At 67.8% G+C, this 16,880-nt stretch carries 20 protein-coding genes; 2 read left to right on the top strand and 18 right to left on the bottom strand.

What is annotated here, in order from left to right; genetic code table 11:
* Positions 1 to 26: 26 nt before the first annotated feature.
* From AC6LJ5_RS19695 to AC6LJ5_RS19610, 18 genes are all read right to left on the bottom strand, one after another.
* Positions 27 to 1,055, bottom strand: coding sequence for a hypothetical protein (locus tag AC6LJ5_RS19695; RefSeq protein ID WP_498141364.1), 1,029 nt, complete (start codon positions 1,053 to 1,055; stop codon positions 27 to 29).
* Between the two features lie 29 nt (positions 1,056 to 1,084).
* Positions 1,085 to 1,750, bottom strand: coding sequence for a DUF2612 domain-containing protein (locus AC6LJ5_RS19690; RefSeq protein ID WP_498141363.1), 666 nt, complete (start codon positions 1,748 to 1,750; stop codon positions 1,085 to 1,087).
* Between the two features lie 5 nt (positions 1,751 to 1,755).
* The gene (locus AC6LJ5_RS19685) at positions 1,756 to 2,940 is read right to left on the bottom strand and encodes a baseplate J/gp47 family protein (protein ID WP_498141362.1); all 1,185 of its coding nucleotides are present in this window, start codon (positions 2,938 to 2,940) and stop codon (positions 1,756 to 1,758) included.
* Complete coding sequence (locus AC6LJ5_RS19680; protein ID WP_103273530.1) at positions 2,937 to 3,290, bottom strand: contractile injection system sheath initiator; 354 nt, start codon at positions 3,288 to 3,290, stop codon at positions 2,937 to 2,939. Before AC6LJ5_RS19680 ends, AC6LJ5_RS19685 begins: the two co-directional genes overlap by 4 nt.
* An 8-nt stretch (positions 3,291 to 3,298) precedes the next feature.
* Complete coding sequence (locus tag AC6LJ5_RS19675) at positions 3,299 to 4,042, bottom strand: Gp138 family membrane-puncturing spike protein (protein WP_498141361.1); 744 nt, start codon at positions 4,040 to 4,042, stop codon at positions 3,299 to 3,301.
* Positions 4,043 to 4,079: 37 nt separating this feature from the next.
* A complete protein-coding gene (locus AC6LJ5_RS19670; protein WP_233772784.1) occupies positions 4,080 to 5,126 on the bottom strand; it encodes a phage protein in 1,047 nt (348 codons plus the stop codon).
* A 1-nt stretch (position 5,127) separates the two neighbouring features.
* Positions 5,128 to 5,427, bottom strand: coding sequence for a phage baseplate plug family protein (locus tag AC6LJ5_RS19665; protein WP_103273528.1), 300 nt, complete (start codon positions 5,425 to 5,427; stop codon positions 5,128 to 5,130).
* A gap of 9 nt (positions 5,428 to 5,436) precedes the next feature.
* Complete coding sequence (locus AC6LJ5_RS19660) at positions 5,437 to 6,036, bottom strand: phage baseplate protein (RefSeq protein WP_392412993.1); 600 nt, start codon at positions 6,034 to 6,036, stop codon at positions 5,437 to 5,439.
* Entirely contained in the window at positions 6,033 to 7,832 is a 1,800-nt protein-coding gene (locus tag AC6LJ5_RS19655; RefSeq protein ID WP_498141360.1) for a phage tail protein, read from the bottom strand. Before AC6LJ5_RS19655 ends, AC6LJ5_RS19660 begins: the two co-directional genes overlap by 4 nt.
* Complete coding sequence (locus tag AC6LJ5_RS19650; protein WP_498141365.1) at positions 7,825 to 7,980, bottom strand: DUF6889 family protein; 156 nt, start codon at positions 7,978 to 7,980, stop codon at positions 7,825 to 7,827. Before AC6LJ5_RS19650 ends, AC6LJ5_RS19655 begins: the two co-directional genes overlap by 8 nt.
* A gap of 29 nt (positions 7,981 to 8,009) precedes the next feature.
* Positions 8,010 to 8,459: a phage tail assembly chaperone gene (locus AC6LJ5_RS19645; RefSeq protein WP_103273525.1), complete on the bottom strand. Its 450-nt coding sequence runs from the start codon at positions 8,457 to 8,459 to the stop codon at positions 8,010 to 8,012.
* Between the two features lie 10 nt (positions 8,460 to 8,469).
* Positions 8,470 to 8,910, bottom strand: coding sequence for a phage structural protein (locus AC6LJ5_RS19640; protein WP_212319763.1), 441 nt, complete (start codon positions 8,908 to 8,910; stop codon positions 8,470 to 8,472).
* Between the two features lie 15 nt (positions 8,911 to 8,925).
* On the bottom strand, positions 8,926 to 10,398 hold the full coding sequence (locus AC6LJ5_RS19635; RefSeq protein ID WP_103273523.1) for a DUF3383 domain-containing protein: 1,473 nt from the start codon (positions 10,396 to 10,398) through the stop codon (positions 8,926 to 8,928).
* A gap of 13 nt (positions 10,399 to 10,411) precedes the next feature.
* Positions 10,412 to 11,005, bottom strand: a complete 594-nt coding sequence (locus AC6LJ5_RS19630; RefSeq protein ID WP_103273522.1) for a phage neck terminator protein — start codon at positions 11,003 to 11,005, stop codon at positions 10,412 to 10,414.
* A 695-nt stretch (positions 11,006 to 11,700) separates the two neighbouring features.
* Complete coding sequence (locus AC6LJ5_RS19625; RefSeq protein ID WP_103273521.1) at positions 11,701 to 11,958, bottom strand: hypothetical protein; 258 nt, start codon at positions 11,956 to 11,958, stop codon at positions 11,701 to 11,703.
* A complete protein-coding gene (locus tag AC6LJ5_RS19620; protein WP_103273520.1) occupies positions 11,955 to 12,371 on the bottom strand; it encodes a hypothetical protein in 417 nt (138 codons plus the stop codon). The genes AC6LJ5_RS19625 and AC6LJ5_RS19620 overlap by 4 nt, the downstream gene beginning before the upstream one ends.
* 56 nt (positions 12,372 to 12,427) lie before the next feature.
* On the bottom strand, positions 12,428 to 13,186 hold the full coding sequence (locus AC6LJ5_RS19615; protein WP_103273519.1) for an ATP-binding protein: 759 nt from the start codon (positions 13,184 to 13,186) through the stop codon (positions 12,428 to 12,430).
* On the bottom strand, positions 13,173 to 14,015 hold the full coding sequence (locus AC6LJ5_RS19610) for a replication protein (RefSeq protein WP_498141359.1): 843 nt from the start codon (positions 14,013 to 14,015) through the stop codon (positions 13,173 to 13,175). The genes AC6LJ5_RS19615 and AC6LJ5_RS19610 overlap by 14 nt, the downstream gene beginning before the upstream one ends.
* A 195-nt stretch (positions 14,016 to 14,210) precedes the next feature.
* Here AC6LJ5_RS19610 and AC6LJ5_RS19605 point away from each other — a divergent pair, with 195 nt between their 5' ends.
* Positions 14,211 to 14,984: a S24 family peptidase gene (locus AC6LJ5_RS19605; protein ID WP_103273517.1), complete on the top strand. Its 774-nt coding sequence runs from the start codon at positions 14,211 to 14,213 to the stop codon at positions 14,982 to 14,984.
* 4 nt (positions 14,985 to 14,988) lie between these two features.
* On the top strand, positions 14,989 to 16,803 hold the full coding sequence (locus AC6LJ5_RS19600) for a DUF4153 domain-containing protein (RefSeq protein ID WP_103273516.1): 1,815 nt from the start codon (positions 14,989 to 14,991) through the stop codon (positions 16,801 to 16,803).
* Positions 16,804 to 16,880: the final 77 nt, after the last annotated feature.

The following is a 16,880-nucleotide window of genomic DNA, read 5'->3' as shown; positions in this document are numbered from 1 at the left end:
CTCTCGCATTTGCAGTGAAGCAGACGTCAGAGGTGAATCCGTGGAGCGAAAGCGACGTTCGTAGGACGGGTCTCGCTAGACGTCCGAGTCACATATGCTGAGTCAAAGGCCACAACTGACTGCGTTCCGTAGTTGTTCGGGGTTTGGTCCATTGCCACAAGCGAGGCCCCAGGACTGCCTTGCTCCGCAAGTACATTGAACGGACCCGTCGGAGTATTAAGTATCTGCGCAACTCCCGCGACAATGGGGCGAAGATACATGCGGCCCGCGATGCGTTGACTTGCGTCAGCCTGCCTGCTCGCCAGCCCCCTCGCATTTGCAGTGTCAGCGTCAGTCCCCGTATACCGCCGGAACATATTCCGCAAATCCGGCACCCGGAACGTCGTCCCGCTGACATCCGCGAAGTAATGTGCCCCACGGTTCGCGGTCCAGACAGCATCCGACACCACCAGATTGTTCTCGCGCGCATACCCCCACAGGCGCGCATAGTCGGTCTTGCTCAGCTCGCCGCCGACCGCGTCGACTTCGCTGGCCAGCGGGGTGACGGTGTGACCGTCCACCGGACGGCCGCAGAGCGGCGAGCGGTAGCCGGTGTAGTACGGGGTGGATACCCAGGTCCAGACCTCGGAGCATTCCGCCACGATGATGGGGCCGATGTCCTGTGTCGGCAGCGCGCCGATCGAGCAGACGCGGGGGAAGTTGCCGGCCACGAAAGCGGTGGTGGCGAGCTTGCCGCTCTTGTCGCCGGCGACGGGCGTGGGCGCGGTGGGCGTGCCGGTGAAGGCCGGCGAGGCGGCCAGGGCGGCCACGAACTTGGCCTGCAGCGCGGCCAGGTCGCCGTTGTCCAGCACGTCCTGGCCGCTCTTGTCGGCGATGTACTGGCCGAGCATGGCGGCCACGAAGGACGCCTGGCGCCAGACGGTGTTCAGCTCTTTGGACTTGGCGGTGCCGGCCGAGAAGCCGGCATTGCGGCTGGCCAGGGCCTGATAGTCGGCGGGTGCGAGCACGTTGGCGCCGGCGGCGGTGCCGAAGGGAAGGATTTGATTGATAGCCACGGAGTGTTTTCCTTATTGAACCGGCGAATTCAACCGGTAAACAGCGATCCCCAGAGTCCGTTGTCGAACCCCGAGATGTATTGGTTCTGCACGTCAAAACCGAACAGCGGCCCCTCGCCCGAGGGAAGCACGTAGTACTTGATGCGCACGCCTTCGGGCTTGAGCGGGATGTAGCCGCCGGTCAGCAGGGCCAGGAACAGCGCCGAAGGCGGCGCGCCGGCCACGCCGATGTCCACCGACATGTCGCCGTTGTCCTCGATCAGCACGTGGGTGCCGCCCTGGAAGATCTGGTTCAGAATGGCGGCCGAGGTTTCCAGCGTGCCGTCCCAGTGGTTGGCGCCGATCTTGGCCCGCAGCAGCAGCCGGTAGGTGTCGTCGTCCAGCACGGTCAGGCCGTTGTCCGGATCGAAGGGCCCCTGCCAGACGCCCTGGTCCATGCCCAGGCCGTCGATGTCCAGCGCGAAATACACGCCGGAGATCGGCGTGGCGACGCGACGTCCCAGCCCGATCCAGCGGCCCACGGCGTCCAGCTGCGCACCGATGGCCAGGTCCAGGTCGAAGGCGTCCGGCATGCCCGCGTACAGGTCGCGCACGGCAGCCGCCGCGCCGCAGACCGCCGCCACGGTGGCGCCGAACCTGGGCCGCGGACGGTGGTAGGCCGACAGCAGCCCGAGATATTCGTCAGCATTGGCCATGTCGCTCACCCGCTCACCGTGATCTTGACCGCGTCGGGCGTGGTCGACGCCGCCTCGTTGAAGGCGAGCGCCACGTCGGGCGCGCCGTTGCCGGACGACCGGCGCAGCGCCAGGCCGGTGATCTTGAAAGTACCGCTGCCCGGCACGCCATTGGCTGCCGAGATGGCGTCGGCCCATTCCACGGACGCGCTGGCGCCGCCGCCGATGGCCACGCCATTGATGTAGTCCGCCACCGCCCGCTGCACCGCCTGGCCCGTGGCCGTGGTGTAGCCGGCCAGCGCGCGCATCTGGATCTCGGCGGACACCGGCACGCGAATGGGCCGGAAGAAGCGGATCGGATGCGCGATGCCGTAGATGTCGGTGACCACCACGCTGGTCGAGCCATGCGTGCCGGTGCCGGGCGTCTTCTTGGCGGCGATGGCGCTGGCGATCAGGCCTGCGTCGCCGCCGTCCACCACCAGCGCGATGCTGTGCGGCGGCAGGCCATTGGCATCCGCGACGGCCGTGTCGTTCTCGTAGGCGACGTGCCGCAGCACGCCCGGCACGGACGCCACCGCGCCGACCGTGCCCTCCAGCACGGTGCGCGACGGCAGCGCCACCGACACGGCTTGCCGGACCCGCAGCGCCGCGTCGCTTTCGACGGGCGCGCCGGGCGTGGCGGCGGCGGGGTTGGTCACGGACTGCCAGCCCAGCGTGGGCGTGCCGATGCGCGTGATGGAGCCCGGCGCGGCGGCCACGGCGCCGACCTGGCGGCACAGCGCGGTGACCGTGATCTCGCCAGCCGGCGGGATGGTGACGCTGGCGGGCAGCTCCCACTGCACGCGATCGCCGTCCAGCGCCACGCCGCCGGCGATGGTGGTGCCGCCCTGCCCCACGATGCGCAGATCGACCGACGAGCGCGTGGCCACGCCGCGCGCCAGGCCGTTGATCTTGACGTTGCTGGACAGCGCCGCGCCCGAGGCCGTGGCCGGCGAGAAAGCGTTGTAGACCTGGACGGCCGCGGTGTTGGCGTCGTGGATCGCCATCGCGAACACGGCCAGCAGCTGGCCGTCCTGGCTGTCGGCCTCCAGGTAGGTGTCCGCGCCGTAGATGTTGCGGTACTGGTCCTTGAAGTATTGCAGCACCTCGCCGTAGCTCGGCGCGCGTATGCCCGCGGCGTCGATCACCGGAGCGGTAGAGAGTATCGTCATAGAGCCGCCTGCACGATGGCCAAGCCATAAAGGGTTGTAAGGGTTGCCGTGACGCTCAGGCCGCGGCTTTGCGGATCAAGGCGGCTGGCGTAGTCGCTGATGCCGGTCACGCCGGGCGTGCCCAGCATGCGCTGGCGGATGGCCCAGTCGTAGCTGGCGCGGGGCTGCTTGCCCAGCACCTCGCCCTGCCAGGGCATGCCCTCGGTCGAGTCCAGGAACCACTCGCCGCGCAATAGCATCAGCCGCGTCTTGACAGCCTGCGCGACGGTGTCCGGAGAGTCCCGGAAAAAGTCGGCCTGCCGCGCGCCGAACGAGTAGTCCCCGTCGGCGTCGAGTTTTCGGTAACGCATAGGTGTCCTCAGTTGGGCGGCGTGGTGGCCGCGTTGGCGCCTTGCGCGGTATGGGTATGGGTGTCGTCGACCCGCTTGCCGTTGGCGACGATCTGGCCGATCACATTGAGCGCGCCGGTGATGCGCGCGGCGCTGCCCTGGCCGCCGCTGCCGACCAGGCCGGCGACGTAGCTGAGCAGCCCCTTGACCAGCACCTGATCCGAGAACTCGGACACCGGCGCCACGACCTCGAAACCGCCTGGCGCCACGATCTTCACCTTCTGGCTGGCAGGGTCCAGCCGCAGAAAGGTCGAGCCGTCATCGCTGCGCAGCTCGGTGGCGCCGGTGTTGACCGACGGCAGCACGCGCGGCTGCGAGCGCACCCCCACGAAGACGAAGCCGTCGGACAGGTCGTGCATGCGCATTTCCGCCTGGTCCTGCACGCCGCCCGACTGCCACCAGGCGTCGATGCAGCGCGAGGCGAACACCACCAGGCATTCGTCGCCGGGCTTGACCGGAAAGGTCAGCGTGCAATTGCCGCCCGACGGAAAGTAGACGGGGCAATCGAGCAGCAGCGGCAGCGGCACGTGCTGCTGGCCGCCCGAGGGCGCCGTGACGCGCGCGCGGATCGCGGGCTGCGCCGAGCACGTCATCGCCACCGGATCGAAGTCCACGATCACGGCCGGCATGGCGGTCCAGGTTTCGGCCAGCGCGCCGCGCATACCGGCGCGCAAGCTGGCTTCCGGATCGTTCAAGCTTTCAAGTCGGTTCATGAGTCATCCTGCCTGGGTCATCTGAAACGCGCGCCGCCTACTTGACGACGTTGGCGGCCTTGCCATCGCCGCCGCCGGGGCCGGCCTGCCCGAGATCGCCCGGGTACAGCGTCGCGTCGGTGGCCACGCACAGCACGTCCGTGTACCAATCGCCGCCGCGCGTGTTGCCGCGATGCTCGACCACCATCACGTAGTAGTAGCCATCGCTGCTGATCTTGCGCTGCTCGCTGCGGTCGACTTCCGCCTCGGCCTTCTTGCCGCCGTCGCGCTTGGCGCCCGCCTTGGCCTGGAAGCCGTATTCGGCGATGCGGCTGTTGTCCAGGTGGATCAGCCCGCCGACGCGGATGCTGGGATTGAGCAGCATGCGCAGCTTGATGCCGTTCTCGGCCTGCTCGGGCATGCCGACCAGGCCGGTCTCGTGCGAGATGACCGGCACCGAACCGGGCATGTAGGCAGTCTCCGGCACGACGTTGACCTTGCCGTCCTGGATGCTCCACAGCGCGTTGGCGCTGCCGCAGACATCATTCATGTAGCTGCGCGCCATGCCGGACATCACCGTGCCGCGGATCGAGGCCTTGCCGTCCAGCTCGGGCGCGTAGCCCTGCTTGACCCCATAGGGGTTCATGGCCGAGCACAGCAGCCGCAGCTTGTCGGCCTTGGTCGCGCCCTTGGGCAGGGTGGTGTTCACCACGGCGAAGTTGTAGGCCTGGTCGCCATCGGCGGCGGTCAGGTTCAGCACGGTGTCGACGCCGCCGGACTTGCCCCATTTGGCGCGCACCAGATTGCCGTGGAAGATCACGCCGTAGTTGCCTTCGTAGCCGGCCTGCAGCACCACGCGGGTGAACTCCTTCTGCACCATGCTGGCGGTTTCGGCGCTGGCGTTCATCACCTTGATGGTCGCGGTGTTGGGCGAGCTGGCGTCGTTGCGCTTGATCTCGAAGCTGAAACTCAGTTCGGACAGGTCCAGCGCCTCTTCGCCGCCCACGATCAGCGAGACCTTGCGGCCCCACTGGCGCACGCCCGCCTCGTCCGCCACCGGATCGCCGTAGGTGGTGACGGGTTCCATCATCGGTATGTCGGCCATGTCATTCAGCCGCCCAGTAGAGATGGGAGCCGCGTCCCAGGTCGTTGAAGGTGGGTGCGTCGTCGGGCGATTCCGCGCCCTTGACCCACAGCCCGCCTGCAAAACCCAGATGACGATGCTGCGCCAGCAGGTCCAGCCCGGTCACCAGCGGCAGGCCCGACACCAGCGGTTTGCCCAGGTCGTCGGCCACGTCGAGGATCCAGCCGTCGCGGTATTGCAGCGTCAGCCGGTAATCCTCTCCGCCCAGCGAGATGGCGAACACCTGCGGGATCGGCGACAGCGGGATTTCGAAGTAGTTCATGGTCGTCTCCTAGGTCGAGGCCCGCGGGCCGTCGAATGGCGCGGCCACGGGCTTGGGCGACTTCGTGCCCAGGTTCTGCCTGTCGGCCGTCTTTTCCTTCTGCTGCTGGTGCGCGTAGGGCGGCAGCGAGGTGACGCGGGTCTGCGCCACGATCACCTCGCGCAGCTTGACGGTCACGAACAGCGCGCCCGAGCTGGCCAGGTTGTGCTCGACGCCCAGGCTCTCGATGAGCATGTTCACGTAGCGCCGGCGGCTGGTGACCACCTCGATCGGCTCGCGCGCTTCCTGCAGGCTCAGCAGCTGCGAATAGATCGCGGTCGCGTAGTCGTCGGCGGCAGCCTTGCCGTTGGCCACGTCCATCGCCCTGGCGCCCAGCAGCGCCTCGTAGGAAGCGTTGCTCCAGCCGCACTTCAGCGTCACGGTCAGCGGCTGCTTGTAGGCGTGGTCGCTGATCACCGAGTTGCCATAAGGGCCGGACTCGACCGGGTGGCTGGTGATGGACAGCGTGTCGTCGTAGGACTCGCTGGTGGTCGCCTGGATGAGGATGTCGCCGATGCGCTTGGACGACAGGCCGACCATGTCGGCCCCTTGGAAGTCGAGCTCGTTCACTCCATTGCTCCTCGCGTATTGCGGGCCAGGTCGCTGTTGACCCGGTTCTGCTCGTTGGCGACAGCGTTGCCGACGGCCAGCGGGTCGGATACGCCGTGCACGTTGATGGTGGTGTTGGCGTTCACGGTTGCCGAGGTGACGCCGGGTTGCGCCGGCGGCATTCCTGGCAGGCCCAGCAGGCCGGTGCCCGCCAAACCCGGCGCATAGCCTTGCCACGGTTCGATGCTGGCCGGGTTCAACATGCGGCTCAGTCGGTCGGCCGTCGGCGACGACGGATAGGGCGCGGTGCGCGCAGGTTCCGGCCCATCTGGCTTGACGTAGTACTGCATCACGCTGCCTTCAAGACCGTCCTGATCGGGATCGGCCGAACCGTCCAGGGGCAGGCCGTTGGCGCGCCGGTACTGAAGCTTCTTCAGCTCCAGCTGATCGTCTCCCAGTTCGCTCGGCATCAGCATCAGCGCCGCGCCGCCGCCGACACGGGTGCCAACCCGCGCGGCCTGGCCGGACAGTTCTCCCAGCGACGCCGACGCGCGTCCGAACCACGATGTGACCCTGGACCACAGCGACTCGGCGGTCTGCGCCACCGCCCTGCCGACGGCGCTCAGGCCATTGGCCACGAAGCTCCCCGCCTGCGTCGCGAACGTGCCCAGCCGGGCCCAGGCATTGGCGGCCATCTGACCGATGCCCGTCGCCATCGCCCTGCCCGACGACAGCAGGAAGTTGCCCATGCGGGAGAATGCCGAACGCATCGCGGCTCCAGCCCGCTCCGCCATCGGACCCAGGGCATCTTTCAACCGCGTCCACTGTTTCCCCAGGAACTCGGTCAAACCGGTTGCCTTCGACAAGGACGACAGCAGGCTGAACAGTCCCCTGATCACGCCGCCGCCACCGAGCAGCAACAGGCCGCCCAGCGCCAGCGTAAGTTGCGTGGAGAATCCGCCGGTCGCCTCGTCCAACCACTGAAACATGGAGATCAGTGGTCCCAGCCCGGACAGGATGGAGATGAAGAAATTTCCGACTTCGCCCAGACGTGTGCCCAACAGCGTGCCGTTTTCCTTCAGCCAGGTGGCGACGTTCTGCAGGAATGGTTCAAGCTTGTCGGCCATGGTCAGGAAGGCCTGCGCGAACACACTGTCCAGCTGGCGTCCGACCTCACGAACGGAAGTCATCACGCGATGAGCGCGTTCGCCGGCGGCGTCGACCTTGCTGCCTTCCAGGCCGGCATACGCGCTGTCGGCCTGTGCCGGGAACGCGGGGTTGCGCAGCGCCTCGATCACGGAGGCGTCAAGATTGAGCTGCTTGCCCAGCTCGTTCGCCTGCTTGCCATCGAGCTTCTGCAGCACATTGCTCAGCGCTCGCGCCAGATCGGCGGTGCTGCGTTGATTGCCTTCGTCATCATGCGTGCTGATGCCTTGGTTGCGCAGGGCTGCCGCGGCCTCGGGATCATCGCGCACGGAGCGATAGAGCGCCTGCACGCCATTGCGCATGGCTTCGGCCGACAGGCCGAATTCCTGCCCGGCCGCCTCCAGCGCGCGCAGCTCCCTGCCCGATGTGCCCGCCAGGCGCGCCGCCATGAACGCGTTTTCAAAGCGTTCGAGGCGGCTCTCGGCGAAGCTGACCACGGTATGGGCCCGGTCCACGAACGTCTGCAGCGCCTGCATCAGCTTCTCGGACCGGGACGGCTTGCCCTGGTCGCTGAGCTGGCCCAGCTGCGACATCAGCTGATCCATCTGCCCCTTGTCTATCTTGAAGGTCGCGGTTCCGCCCGCATCCACGGGCACGGAAATACTAGTCATTTTTCTCTGCCATGTAGCGGCGGTGCGCTTCCGCCTTGTTGTCTGCCCGGACCGACAAGGCGTCGTTCAGGAGCGCGATGTCGGCCAGGTCCAGCGTGCCGTCCTTGAGGGACTCGTACTTGCAGAGTCCCTCGAGGACCGGCGCCAGCAGCCAGTCCTCGCCGCCAGGCAGGCGCTTCAGCCAGCCTGTGTCGCCTCGGGGCTGCCGGTCTGGCTGGTAAGCAGCCCTTGAATAAAAGGCCCGAGGTTCTCGGTGATCACGCGCAGCGCCAGCGGCAGCATGACGGCCAGGTCGATGTCCTGGAACATCGGCACGCGCTGGCTGGCCGACCAGATGTTGGCCCAGCCGTGCTCCTGCTTGCGCTGCACCGCCTGCATGCAGGTGTCGAGCACGTACTCGGCGTCCTCGTCCTTCATCGCGGCCAGGCCATCGGCCAGGGGTTGGAGCACATCGGCCATGCCGCCCGGATCCTCGCTGATCCGCTTGCCGCCCGCCGCCAGGCGGACGAACACGGGGATCAGCGTGGGAACGATCGGGGCGATGCGGCGCGACATGTGGAACTGCTGCTTGGCGCTCAGTTTTCCGATGGAATACCGGTGGCCGTTCAGGTCGATTTCCAATGCCATGGCGCCGTGCTCAGTAAATGCCGAGGATCGTGTCGATCTTGGCCGCGTCGAAGGTCCACTTCACCGTGTCGCCGTCCTTCTTGTAGGACAGATCCGGCTTCTTGCTGAACGCGCACGAGCGGCAGGTGGTCACGTCGCCCGTCGACGGGTTGGTGACCGTGATCAGGTTCTTGCCCCACAGGCGGCTGTCCAGCGACTGAGCGTCGTACAGGGCCTGCAGCTGCGCGTTGACCGGCGAGGTCTTCAGGTAGGTCAGCGTCACGGTGCCGCTCTTGTCGGCGCGCAGGGTGTGCATGACTTCGCCGTCGGCGCCCACGGTCATGGCGCTCTTCTCGGCCTTGGCGGCGATGGCGATGCCCTCGTCGGCCACGCCCGAGCCATACCCCAGCGAGATTGCGCCGCCGGGACCGACGAGGCTGGCGCTGATATCAGCGAACGAATAGGTAGACATCTGCTGTGCTCCTGTTTAGCGATTGACCGTGACGAGGACGTCGACGGTGTGGATGGCGCCGGCTTCCTTGGCGGCGACCTGGAACGGAACGGCCTTGCGCGCCTCGCGGTCGGCTTGCGACTGCGTGGCGATGGCCGGGGCGTACACGTAGTAGCCCTTGGACAGCGGATCACCCTGCTTCAGCGCGCCGAAGCCCGCCGAGTTCCACACGCCCGGCGCCAGATAGCCGTTGTTGACCGCGGCTTCGCAGGCGGCCTCGATCACCGAGGCGATCAGCTGGTTGCCGGCGTCGGTCTGGGGCACCTTGGTGGGGCTGGTGTAGAGCAGGTTGTAGACGTCGGTCTGCACGCGGTTGCGGAACCAGATCGCGTTGTAGACCGAGTCGATGAAGATGCCGCTGGGCGTCACGCCGTACTGAATGATGGCCGTGTCGTTGTCGTAGTTGACGAACACGTTGCAGCGCTTGGCCGCCAGCGTGTCGGCCTGGCTGCTGCTCAGGGTCTCGGCGACGATGCCGGGCTCCTGCTTGTACATCAGCGTGATGGTGGTGTTGTTGGCGTTGAAGTTCACCGTCAGCATGCGGCCCAGCAGCGAGGCCACGGCGTAGGGGCTGGCGCTGGAGAACTGCACGATCGAGTACTTGTACTTCAGCGCCTTCAGGCGGCTGGCGATGTCGTCGGCGTTGGTCGGGTCCAGCACCTGCGGCGCCTGGGTCGACACGCCGTACAGGTGGCGCTGGTCGGCTTCGATCAGCTCGGCCACGGCCAGGTGCTGGGCGTCGGTCAGGCTGTCGGCGAAGGTCAGGCCCAGGAACTTGTTGGCGAAACGATCCAGGAACAGCGAGACGGCCGCCGCGGGCGTTTCGGCAACGATGCCGGCCACGGGCGCGGACGCCTTGGCGGCGCTCAGGCCCAGCATGTCCGACACGTCGGTGCCGGTGGCGGGCGCCGAGGCGTAGCCCAGCGTCGAGCTGGCGCCGGACGTGGTGGACGTGACGACGAACTGCGAGCCGTTCCATTGCACCGTGGTGCCGGCCAGCGCGGCGCCGATGATGGAGGCGACGCCGTTCAGGTTGGTCGCCGTGGAGAAGTCCAGGCCCGTGGCCGTCTTCTCGACGCCGTCGACGCTCAGCTTGAAGCCGCCGGCCTTGACGGCGGTCCAGACCGACATCTGCTTCTCGGCGGCCGACAGCACGGCGCCGCGCAGGGTGGCCGAGGTCGCGGCTTTGGCCCAGCGGCCGATGTAGAGCTGCGACGGCTGCGGCGTCTGCTGGAAGTACAGCAGCGCGGCGCGGTATTCCGGCGCCGTGATGCCGAAGTCCGCCGCGACGGCGTCGATGCCGCCATAGGAGCGCATGCGCTCGCCCGTGTCGATGACGGCGGACGAGCCCAGCAGCAGGGCGGTGTTGAGGTTGGCGCCCTGCGCCGCCAGCGGCGACATGTTGATCGTGACGTTGATCAGGCGCGATACCGGCAATCCATTAGCCATGGTGGTAGATCCCTTAATCTGCAAGGTAGTTGACGAAATCCGTCGACGACACGGACGCGGCATGCGTCGTGACTGGCGCCGACAGAAGATTCAGGACCGGATAGACGCGCTTCACTCTGCGCGCGAAGCGCAGGCTGATGTCGTACTGCCGAATCCACTGCTGATTCACTTGTTCGTGCCTGGCCTGGATGGGCCCCGCGCCGGTCACCGCCATGTCCTGCGCCTGCAGGGCTTCGCGGTTCTGCGGCACGGCCGAGCCGTCGCGCAGCTGCGCCGCGTGGCGCAGCGCGCGCGGGCCGATCATCGAGCACAGCACTTCGATGCTCTCGTGCCGAACAAGGGAATCAGTCCCCTCCCCGGCCGGATCGTGTGTCACGGCAGGAGCGGCGTCCGCGGCCTGTGACCGGATGTCCATGAGGCACCAGGTCTGGTCGGGCGCGGGCGGTTCCGCGCCGGCCGCCGGCCAGCGCGTACGAACCAGGTTGCTGGGCAGGCCGGACACGCCGGCGATATAGCCCTGGAACACGGCCTCCAGTTCGGCGTCTTCCAGGGGCGGAGACGCCTGCAGAGGCAACAGGTAGCCGCCGGTGGCGGAGTTATTCGCCATGCGCGGCTCCCGTCAGGGGACCGCTGGTGGCGGCCGGGCCAAGGCGGCGATACGCCCGCGACGCGGCCTGTGCATGCGGCTGCGGCATGATTCACTCCTGTAGCGTGACGGGCGGGACGCGCCCGGAAAGATTGGGCCGGCCCGAAGGCCGGTGGTGGGAATCCAGTTGCCTGGAGGCGGAAGGCCGGCTTTGCTGCGCGAAGAGCGCGGTGCCGCGTTGCATGTGCGTGCGGCCTGTGTGCGGCGGATTCCGGCTGTCGCCCACCGGGCTGCCGCCTCAAGCCGCCGGCTCGCGTGCCGGGGGGAGACGGGACCCGGAGCGAGCAGGAAATGGCGAGGCGGCAGGCCGCTGGACGGCGCCAAGCAAAACGCCCCGGCATTCCCTGCGCGGGAATATCCGGGGCGTAAAAAAACCCGCTTGCGCGGGTGGGTGTTCGGTTCGTCGGGCCGCTTGCGCAAGACGCAATGGCCCGGACGTATTGTCGCATCATTCGTCGCATCGGCAACGTGGAGGGTGTCGCACTCGGCGCGGCGTCGCCAGCGGTTCGCGGTGATCAAAGCGCGGCGGAAATGACGCCTGTCCAAGCAAGCGCAGGCCTGACACATCAAACAAAAAGCCCGCATCGGCGGGCTTTGGTTTCAGGCTTGCGGGCCGCTCGCGCAAGACGCAATGGCCCGGAGGAATTGTCGCATGATCAGTCGCAGGCGCAAGCTTGCTCGTGTCGCACCTCGCCCCAGGCGTAGGTCAGCGAATTGCGCGCGTACTCGATGCGCTGCACCTGGCCGCAATCCTGCAGCGCCTCGAGCACGCGCAGGATGGCCTGGCGCATGGCGTCGCGCTCGCGGCGCGCCAGCTCGCGGCCGCCAGAGGCGTCGCGCACCAGTTCGGCCATGCGCCACTCGCGGCCGGGAAAGGCCGACATCAGATCCAGCACTTCCTTCGCGTACTTCATTGGAAGGCCCTCCGCACCTGATCCTTCATGTGGCCGAGCGCGATCTTGTAGTAGACCGGGCTGATGTCCAGCCTGTCGCAGGCGCGCGTGATGCGCTCGCCCGCGGTCAGGCCGGCGTATTCGTGGCGGCGCGGATACTCGGCCTGCAGCACGCGCTGCTCGACGTGCGCCAGCGAGTCGTACAGCTTTTGCACCTTGCGCGCGTGGTCCATGTGCACCGGGATCGGCGCCGGCTCGTCGTCCGGGCCGGCCGGCGCGCGGTAGGCCCGTTCGGCCGAGATGCACTTGACGTTGGGATCGGGCTGCGGCCAGTCGCCCAGCCAGCACCAGCGCGACCAGTTCCACAGCTCGTCTTCGACCCAACGGGGATAACCCATATTGCGTTCCTTTTCCATGTTGCGTTCCTTCTTCATCTTGTTGTCCTTGCCGGCTTCCTGCCTGCGCCCTGTCTGCGCCCCGCGAGCCGCGCCTAGGCGGCCTGCCTGCGGTAGCTGGGCCAGTCGAAGATCAGCATGCGCCCGCCGCCTTCGCGCAGCCGGTCGACCACGCGTTCGCCCAGGTAGTCGGTGAGCGCGTCCTTGGCCAGGTTGCTGATCACGATGGTGGGCTTGAGCTGCTCGTAGCGGCCGTTGATGATTTCGAACAGGATCATCTTCTCGGTCTCGCTGCCGAACTGGACGCCCACTTCATCCAGGATCAGCAGGTCGGGCCGGATGAAGCCGGCCACCACCTGGGCCTCAGACTGGCCGCTGTCGCGGCGGTAGGTGTCCTTGACCCGGCGGATGGCGTTGATCACCGAGGTGAAGACCGCGATGCGGCCCTGCTCCATGAGGCGATGGGCGATGCCCACGGCCAGATGGGTCTTGCCCGCGCCGACGCCGCCGCAGAACACCAGGCTGGCGCCGGACTTCGCGGCCTCGGCGCCGAAGCCGTCGGCGTAGCGGCGGGCCAGTTCCAGCGCGCGCCGCGGGCCCTCGGCGTGCGGCGCGAAGTTGTCGAGCCGCTTGTCGGCGAAGCGCGCGGGAATGGCCGCGCGGCCTAGCAGGCTGTCGGCCACCTGGCGCCGGTGCGCCGATGTGGCCGCGGCGGCCTTGCCCGCATCTTCGCGGGCGATGCGCTCGCCGTTGCAGCGCGGGCAGCCCGCCCAGCCCGCCGGCATCTTCAGGTCCAGGAAATCGCCGTGGCGTTCGCAGGTCCTGGGTTCGGTGGGAAAACTAAAACGAGCCATCGGCCGCCACCCCGGCGCGGTAGTCCTGCTGTTCGAAGCGTGCATGCGCGTTCACCCTCGTGGTTGAAGCCTGGGCCTGGCGGCGTTCGAGGGACCGGTTCAGCCAGCCCACCACGAACGCGCCGATGCCGCGGCGTGTCTTGCGGTTCTGCGGTTTCGCGTCGAGCCAGGCGCGCATGCGCAGAAGCTCGGCGTCCACATTCAGTTCACGGTAGGCGGCTCTCCACTCGGCGGCCTGGGACTCGGTCACGGCGTACTCGGAGCCGTCTTTCAGCGCGAGCGCGATGACGGGAGGCGGAGCGGCCGGTCCGGCGCAAGCAGGGCTCGCCGCCGGAATGTTGTCTGGGTTGTCTGTTGGAAGGTTGTCTGTTGTTTGTCCGAATCCGGGACGATCGCTCTGTCCGGCAACGGGACGGTCTGGCGCGGTCGATTCGGACAAGGGTCCGTCTTGCGGACCCGTGCCGGTCCCGGACACGCCCGCGCGCCTGGCCGGCTGGCGCCACTGCGCCGGATCCCGGTTCAGGCCGACCACGCAGCCGTAGCGGCCGGGCCGCTTGCGGATGACGTTCAGGGCCGCCAGTTCGTTCAGCGCCGTGGTGACGTGCTGGCGCGACATCGCGCCGCACAGCGAGGCCAGCTGGGATGCGGACAAGTCGTCCTCCTGTTTGCCGTAGCCTTCGGTCTTGCGCAGTACCGCCAGCAGCACGCGCAGGGTCGTCAGCTTGAAAGGGAACGCGGTGATGGCGTCGTACAGCGAGTTCGGGATGCGGATATGGCCGGCCCGTTGCGGCTGGGACGCGGCCGCCGGATGGGAGTTCAGGGGAATCACATACCTCCTTGGTAGCGAATCGGACGCGTGGACCCGCGCCTGGGTAGCGCCGCCCCGCGCGGCGCGCGGCGCCGCTGACTGCGGTCGCCGCGAATAGCTCATTTGTAGAATCAATGGTAGCGACTCGCTACCGAAATTTCAATAGCGATTCGCTACTGTACTTTTGGGTAGCGTGTTGCTACCATCGCTACCACCATGGATATCCGCTCGATACGACTGAACAACCTCAAGTACGCGGTCCTGGAGGCCGGGGGCGTCGACCGCCTGGCCGAACGGGCCGGCGTCAGCCGCAAGTACCTGGACCAGATCCTCCAGGGCTTCCAGGGCAAGCGCGACAAGAACCCGCGCCGCGTCGGCGACGCCCTGGCCGGCAAGATCTCGCTGGGGCTGGGCCTGCACGACAGCTGGATGGACCAGCCCCACCCCGACCTCTGGCGCGCGCTGGGGGACGACGAACTGGCGGGCGAGTCCGCGGAAGTCCCGGCCGGGCGGCTGCTGTCCTTCAGCCATGCGCGGCTGGGCGGGCTGGTCCGCGACAACGTCCTGATTTCCCAATTCGATACCGGAGGCGCGATGGGCAATGGTCTGGAGCTGCGCGATCAGCCCGGCGTGATCCAGAGCTGGAACGTCAGCCCGGAATGGCTGCAAAAGAACGTCCGGGGCTTCTCGTCCCCGAAGAACCTGTGCATCGTCACGGGTTTCGGCGACTCGATGCGCCCCATGTTCAATCCCGGCGATCCCCTGATCGTGGACCGGGGCGTGCAGGCGGTCGAGTACGATGCGATCTATTTCTTCCGTGTGGGCAGCGAAGGCTTCATCAAGCGGCTGCAGCGCATCCCCACCGCCACCGGCCTGGTGGTCCGGGCCAAGTCCGAGAACACCAAGTACGACGCCTGGGACATCACCGAAGGCATGGATTTCGAGGTCTTCGGCCGCGTGCTGAAGGTCTGGCGCAGCGAGGATTTCTGACCCGATGACACAAACGACGAAGCGACTGGACGCGGCCGACCGGACCGTGCTGTTCTATGGCCTGCTGGCCGCGCTGCTGGGCCTGGGCCTGCATTTTGTCGCCATACACCGCTACCGGCCCTGGGATCAGCCCTTCACCATGGTGTTCCTGCTGCAGCTCGCCTGGCTCGCGCCGCTGGCCGGCGCGCTGCTGTCGGGCATGCGCAGCGGCGCGCGCTGGCTGATCGCGCTTGCCGCCTATGTGCTGGTACTGCCCCTGCTGGCCGCCTACGGACTGGGCTGGGACGCCAAAAACATGCTGGCCGTGGTCTCGGACAGCCAGCGTCCCATGCTGATCACCTTCCTGATCGGCGCGGCCGGCTTCGTGCTGCTGCCGCTGGTCCAGGAACTCGATCCGCGCCAGCCTCAATGGAATTATCCCGCGGTGTTCCGCGCCGCGTGGCGCAACACGGTGCACCTGGCGCTGGCCGTCTGCCTGTCGATCAGCGTGTTCGTGCTGCTGTGGATCGCCGGCATGATGTTCCGCATGATCGGCATCAATACCGTGCTGGACGTGCTCGGCCACGCGCGCTTCCACATCGCCGCCTGGCCCATCGTGCTGGCCGTCAGCCTGGTCGGCGTGCGCCGCCGTCCGCAGATCGCCGACACGTTGCGGCGTTCATGGCTCACGCTGAACGCCTGGCTGCTGCCGCTGGTGGCGCTGGTGGGGCTGGCGTTCACCATCGCGCTGGCGGCGCGCATGGCGCTCGGCTTCGAGGCCGTCAAGCTGTCGGCCGGCGCGCTCATCGCCTTCTGCGCGCTGTGGATCAAGCTGATCAACGCAGCCTGGCAGGACAGCCCCGGGGCCGCGCCGTTCGGCCAGGGCCTGTCCAGAACGCTGCGCCTGGCCATGCTCTGCCTGCTGCCGCTGGCCGCCGTGGCGCTGTACGGCCTGGGCCTGCGGGTCGGGCAGTACGGCTGGACCATTCCCCGCGTCTGGGCGCTCTATTGCGGCGGCCTGCTGGCGCTGTACGCGCTGGGCTACGCCTGGGCCGCGCTGCGGCCCGCGGGCTTCTACGGCACGCTGGCGACGACCAACCTCGTGGCCGCCTTCGCCACGCTGGTCCTGCTGGCGCTGGTGCAGACGCCCGTGGCCGACCCGCGCCGCATCGCCGCGCAAAGCCAGCTGCAGGGCCTGCTGGACGGCCGCCTGGAACCGCGCGAATACCGCTACAGCAGCATGCGCAACGACCACGGCCGCTGGGGGCGCGATGCCCTGCGCCAGCTGGCCGACGGCGCCGCCAGCAAGCGCGATCCGCGCATCGCGCAGGCGGCGGCGAGCGCGCTGACAGGCAAGTATTACTCCTGGGACGAACCCAAGACCGACCTGATCGCCGCGTCGCCCACCTTTGACACCGTGCCCGCCGGACGGCAGGCGCCGGACGGCTGGTGGAAATTCCTCGTGCAGCAGAATCCCTACGTGGCGCAGACTTGCGCGACGGCGAGCACAACGCCGCCCGCGACCGTCAAGCAATACGAGCGAGACGCGCCGTGCCTGCTGCTGTTCGTGGACCTGTCCGGCAGCGGCCAGGAAGATCTGGTCCTGTTCACGCGCGTCTACACGGCCGACAACAAGTACGCCACCCAAGGTTCGCCGCAAGCGTACCGCCGCAAGACGGACGGTGGCTGGCAGCATCTGGGCAGGCTGGAAACGCCACCGGACGCAAAGCGGGCCAGCGGCACCGAAACGCAATGGGCGCTGGACGGCGGCCAGATCCGCACCGAGGCCCCCAAGGAGCGCGACCTGATCATCGGCGACTTCCGCCTGCAGCTGCGCTAGAAGGGGCCAGGGGCGCCGCCGCGGCGCCCGGCCTCAATGGCTGGCCGGGTTGCCTGCATCGCAGGCGGCGGCCCTGC

It is taken from the genome of Achromobacter sp. 1011791174, from assembly GCF_059760925.1.
The sequence above is the reverse complement of the archived record's forward strand: the minus strand, read 5'-3'. Positions and strand labels throughout refer to the sequence as shown.

Coding starts and splice junctions, on each gene's coding strand:
- AC6LJ5_RS19625 (WP_103273521.1), bottom strand. CDS start 11,958: ATGAAGTACGCGAAGGAAGTGCTGGATCTGATGTCGGCCTTTCCCGGC.
- AC6LJ5_RS19640 (WP_212319763.1), bottom strand. CDS start 8,910: ATGTCTACCTATTCGTTCGCTGATATCAGCGCCAGCCTCGTCGGTCCC.
- AC6LJ5_RS19680 (WP_103273530.1), bottom strand. CDS start 3,290: ATGCGTTACCGAAAACTCGACGCCGACGGGGACTACTCGTTCGGCGCG.
- AC6LJ5_RS19615 (WP_103273519.1), bottom strand. CDS start 13,186: ATGGCTCGTTTTAGTTTTCCCACCGAACCCAGGACCTGCGAACGCCAC.
- AC6LJ5_RS19635 (WP_103273523.1), bottom strand. CDS start 10,398: ATGGCTAATGGATTGCCGGTATCGCGCCTGATCAACGTCACGATCAAC.
- AC6LJ5_RS19605 (WP_103273517.1), top strand. CDS start 14,211: ATGGATATCCGCTCGATACGACTGAACAACCTCAAGTACGCGGTCCTG.
- AC6LJ5_RS19655 (WP_498141360.1), bottom strand. CDS start 7,832: ATGACTAGTATTTCCGTGCCCGTGGATGCGGGCGGAACCGCGACCTTC.
- AC6LJ5_RS19630 (WP_103273522.1), bottom strand. CDS start 11,005: ATGGCGAATAACTCCGCCACCGGCGGCTACCTGTTGCCTCTGCAGGCG.
- AC6LJ5_RS19670 (WP_233772784.1), bottom strand. CDS start 5,126: ATGGCCGACATACCGATGATGGAACCCGTCACCACCTACGGCGATCCG.
- AC6LJ5_RS19620 (WP_103273520.1), bottom strand. CDS start 12,371: ATGAAGAAGGAACGCAACATGGAAAAGGAACGCAATATGGGTTATCCC.
- AC6LJ5_RS19600 (WP_103273516.1), top strand. CDS start 14,989: ATGACACAAACGACGAAGCGACTGGACGCGGCCGACCGGACCGTGCTG.
- AC6LJ5_RS19690 (WP_498141363.1), bottom strand. CDS start 1,750: ATGGCCAATGCTGACGAATATCTCGGGCTGCTGTCGGCCTACCACCGT.
- AC6LJ5_RS19665 (WP_103273528.1), bottom strand. CDS start 5,427: ATGAACTACTTCGAAATCCCGCTGTCGCCGATCCCGCAGGTGTTCGCC.
- AC6LJ5_RS19685 (WP_498141362.1), bottom strand. CDS start 2,940: ATGACGATACTCTCTACCGCTCCGGTGATCGACGCCGCGGGCATACGC.
- AC6LJ5_RS19645 (WP_103273525.1), bottom strand. CDS start 8,459: ATGGCATTGGAAATCGACCTGAACGGCCACCGGTATTCCATCGGAAAA.
- AC6LJ5_RS19675 (WP_498141361.1), bottom strand. CDS start 4,042: ATGAACCGACTTGAAAGCTTGAACGATCCGGAAGCCAGCTTGCGCGCC.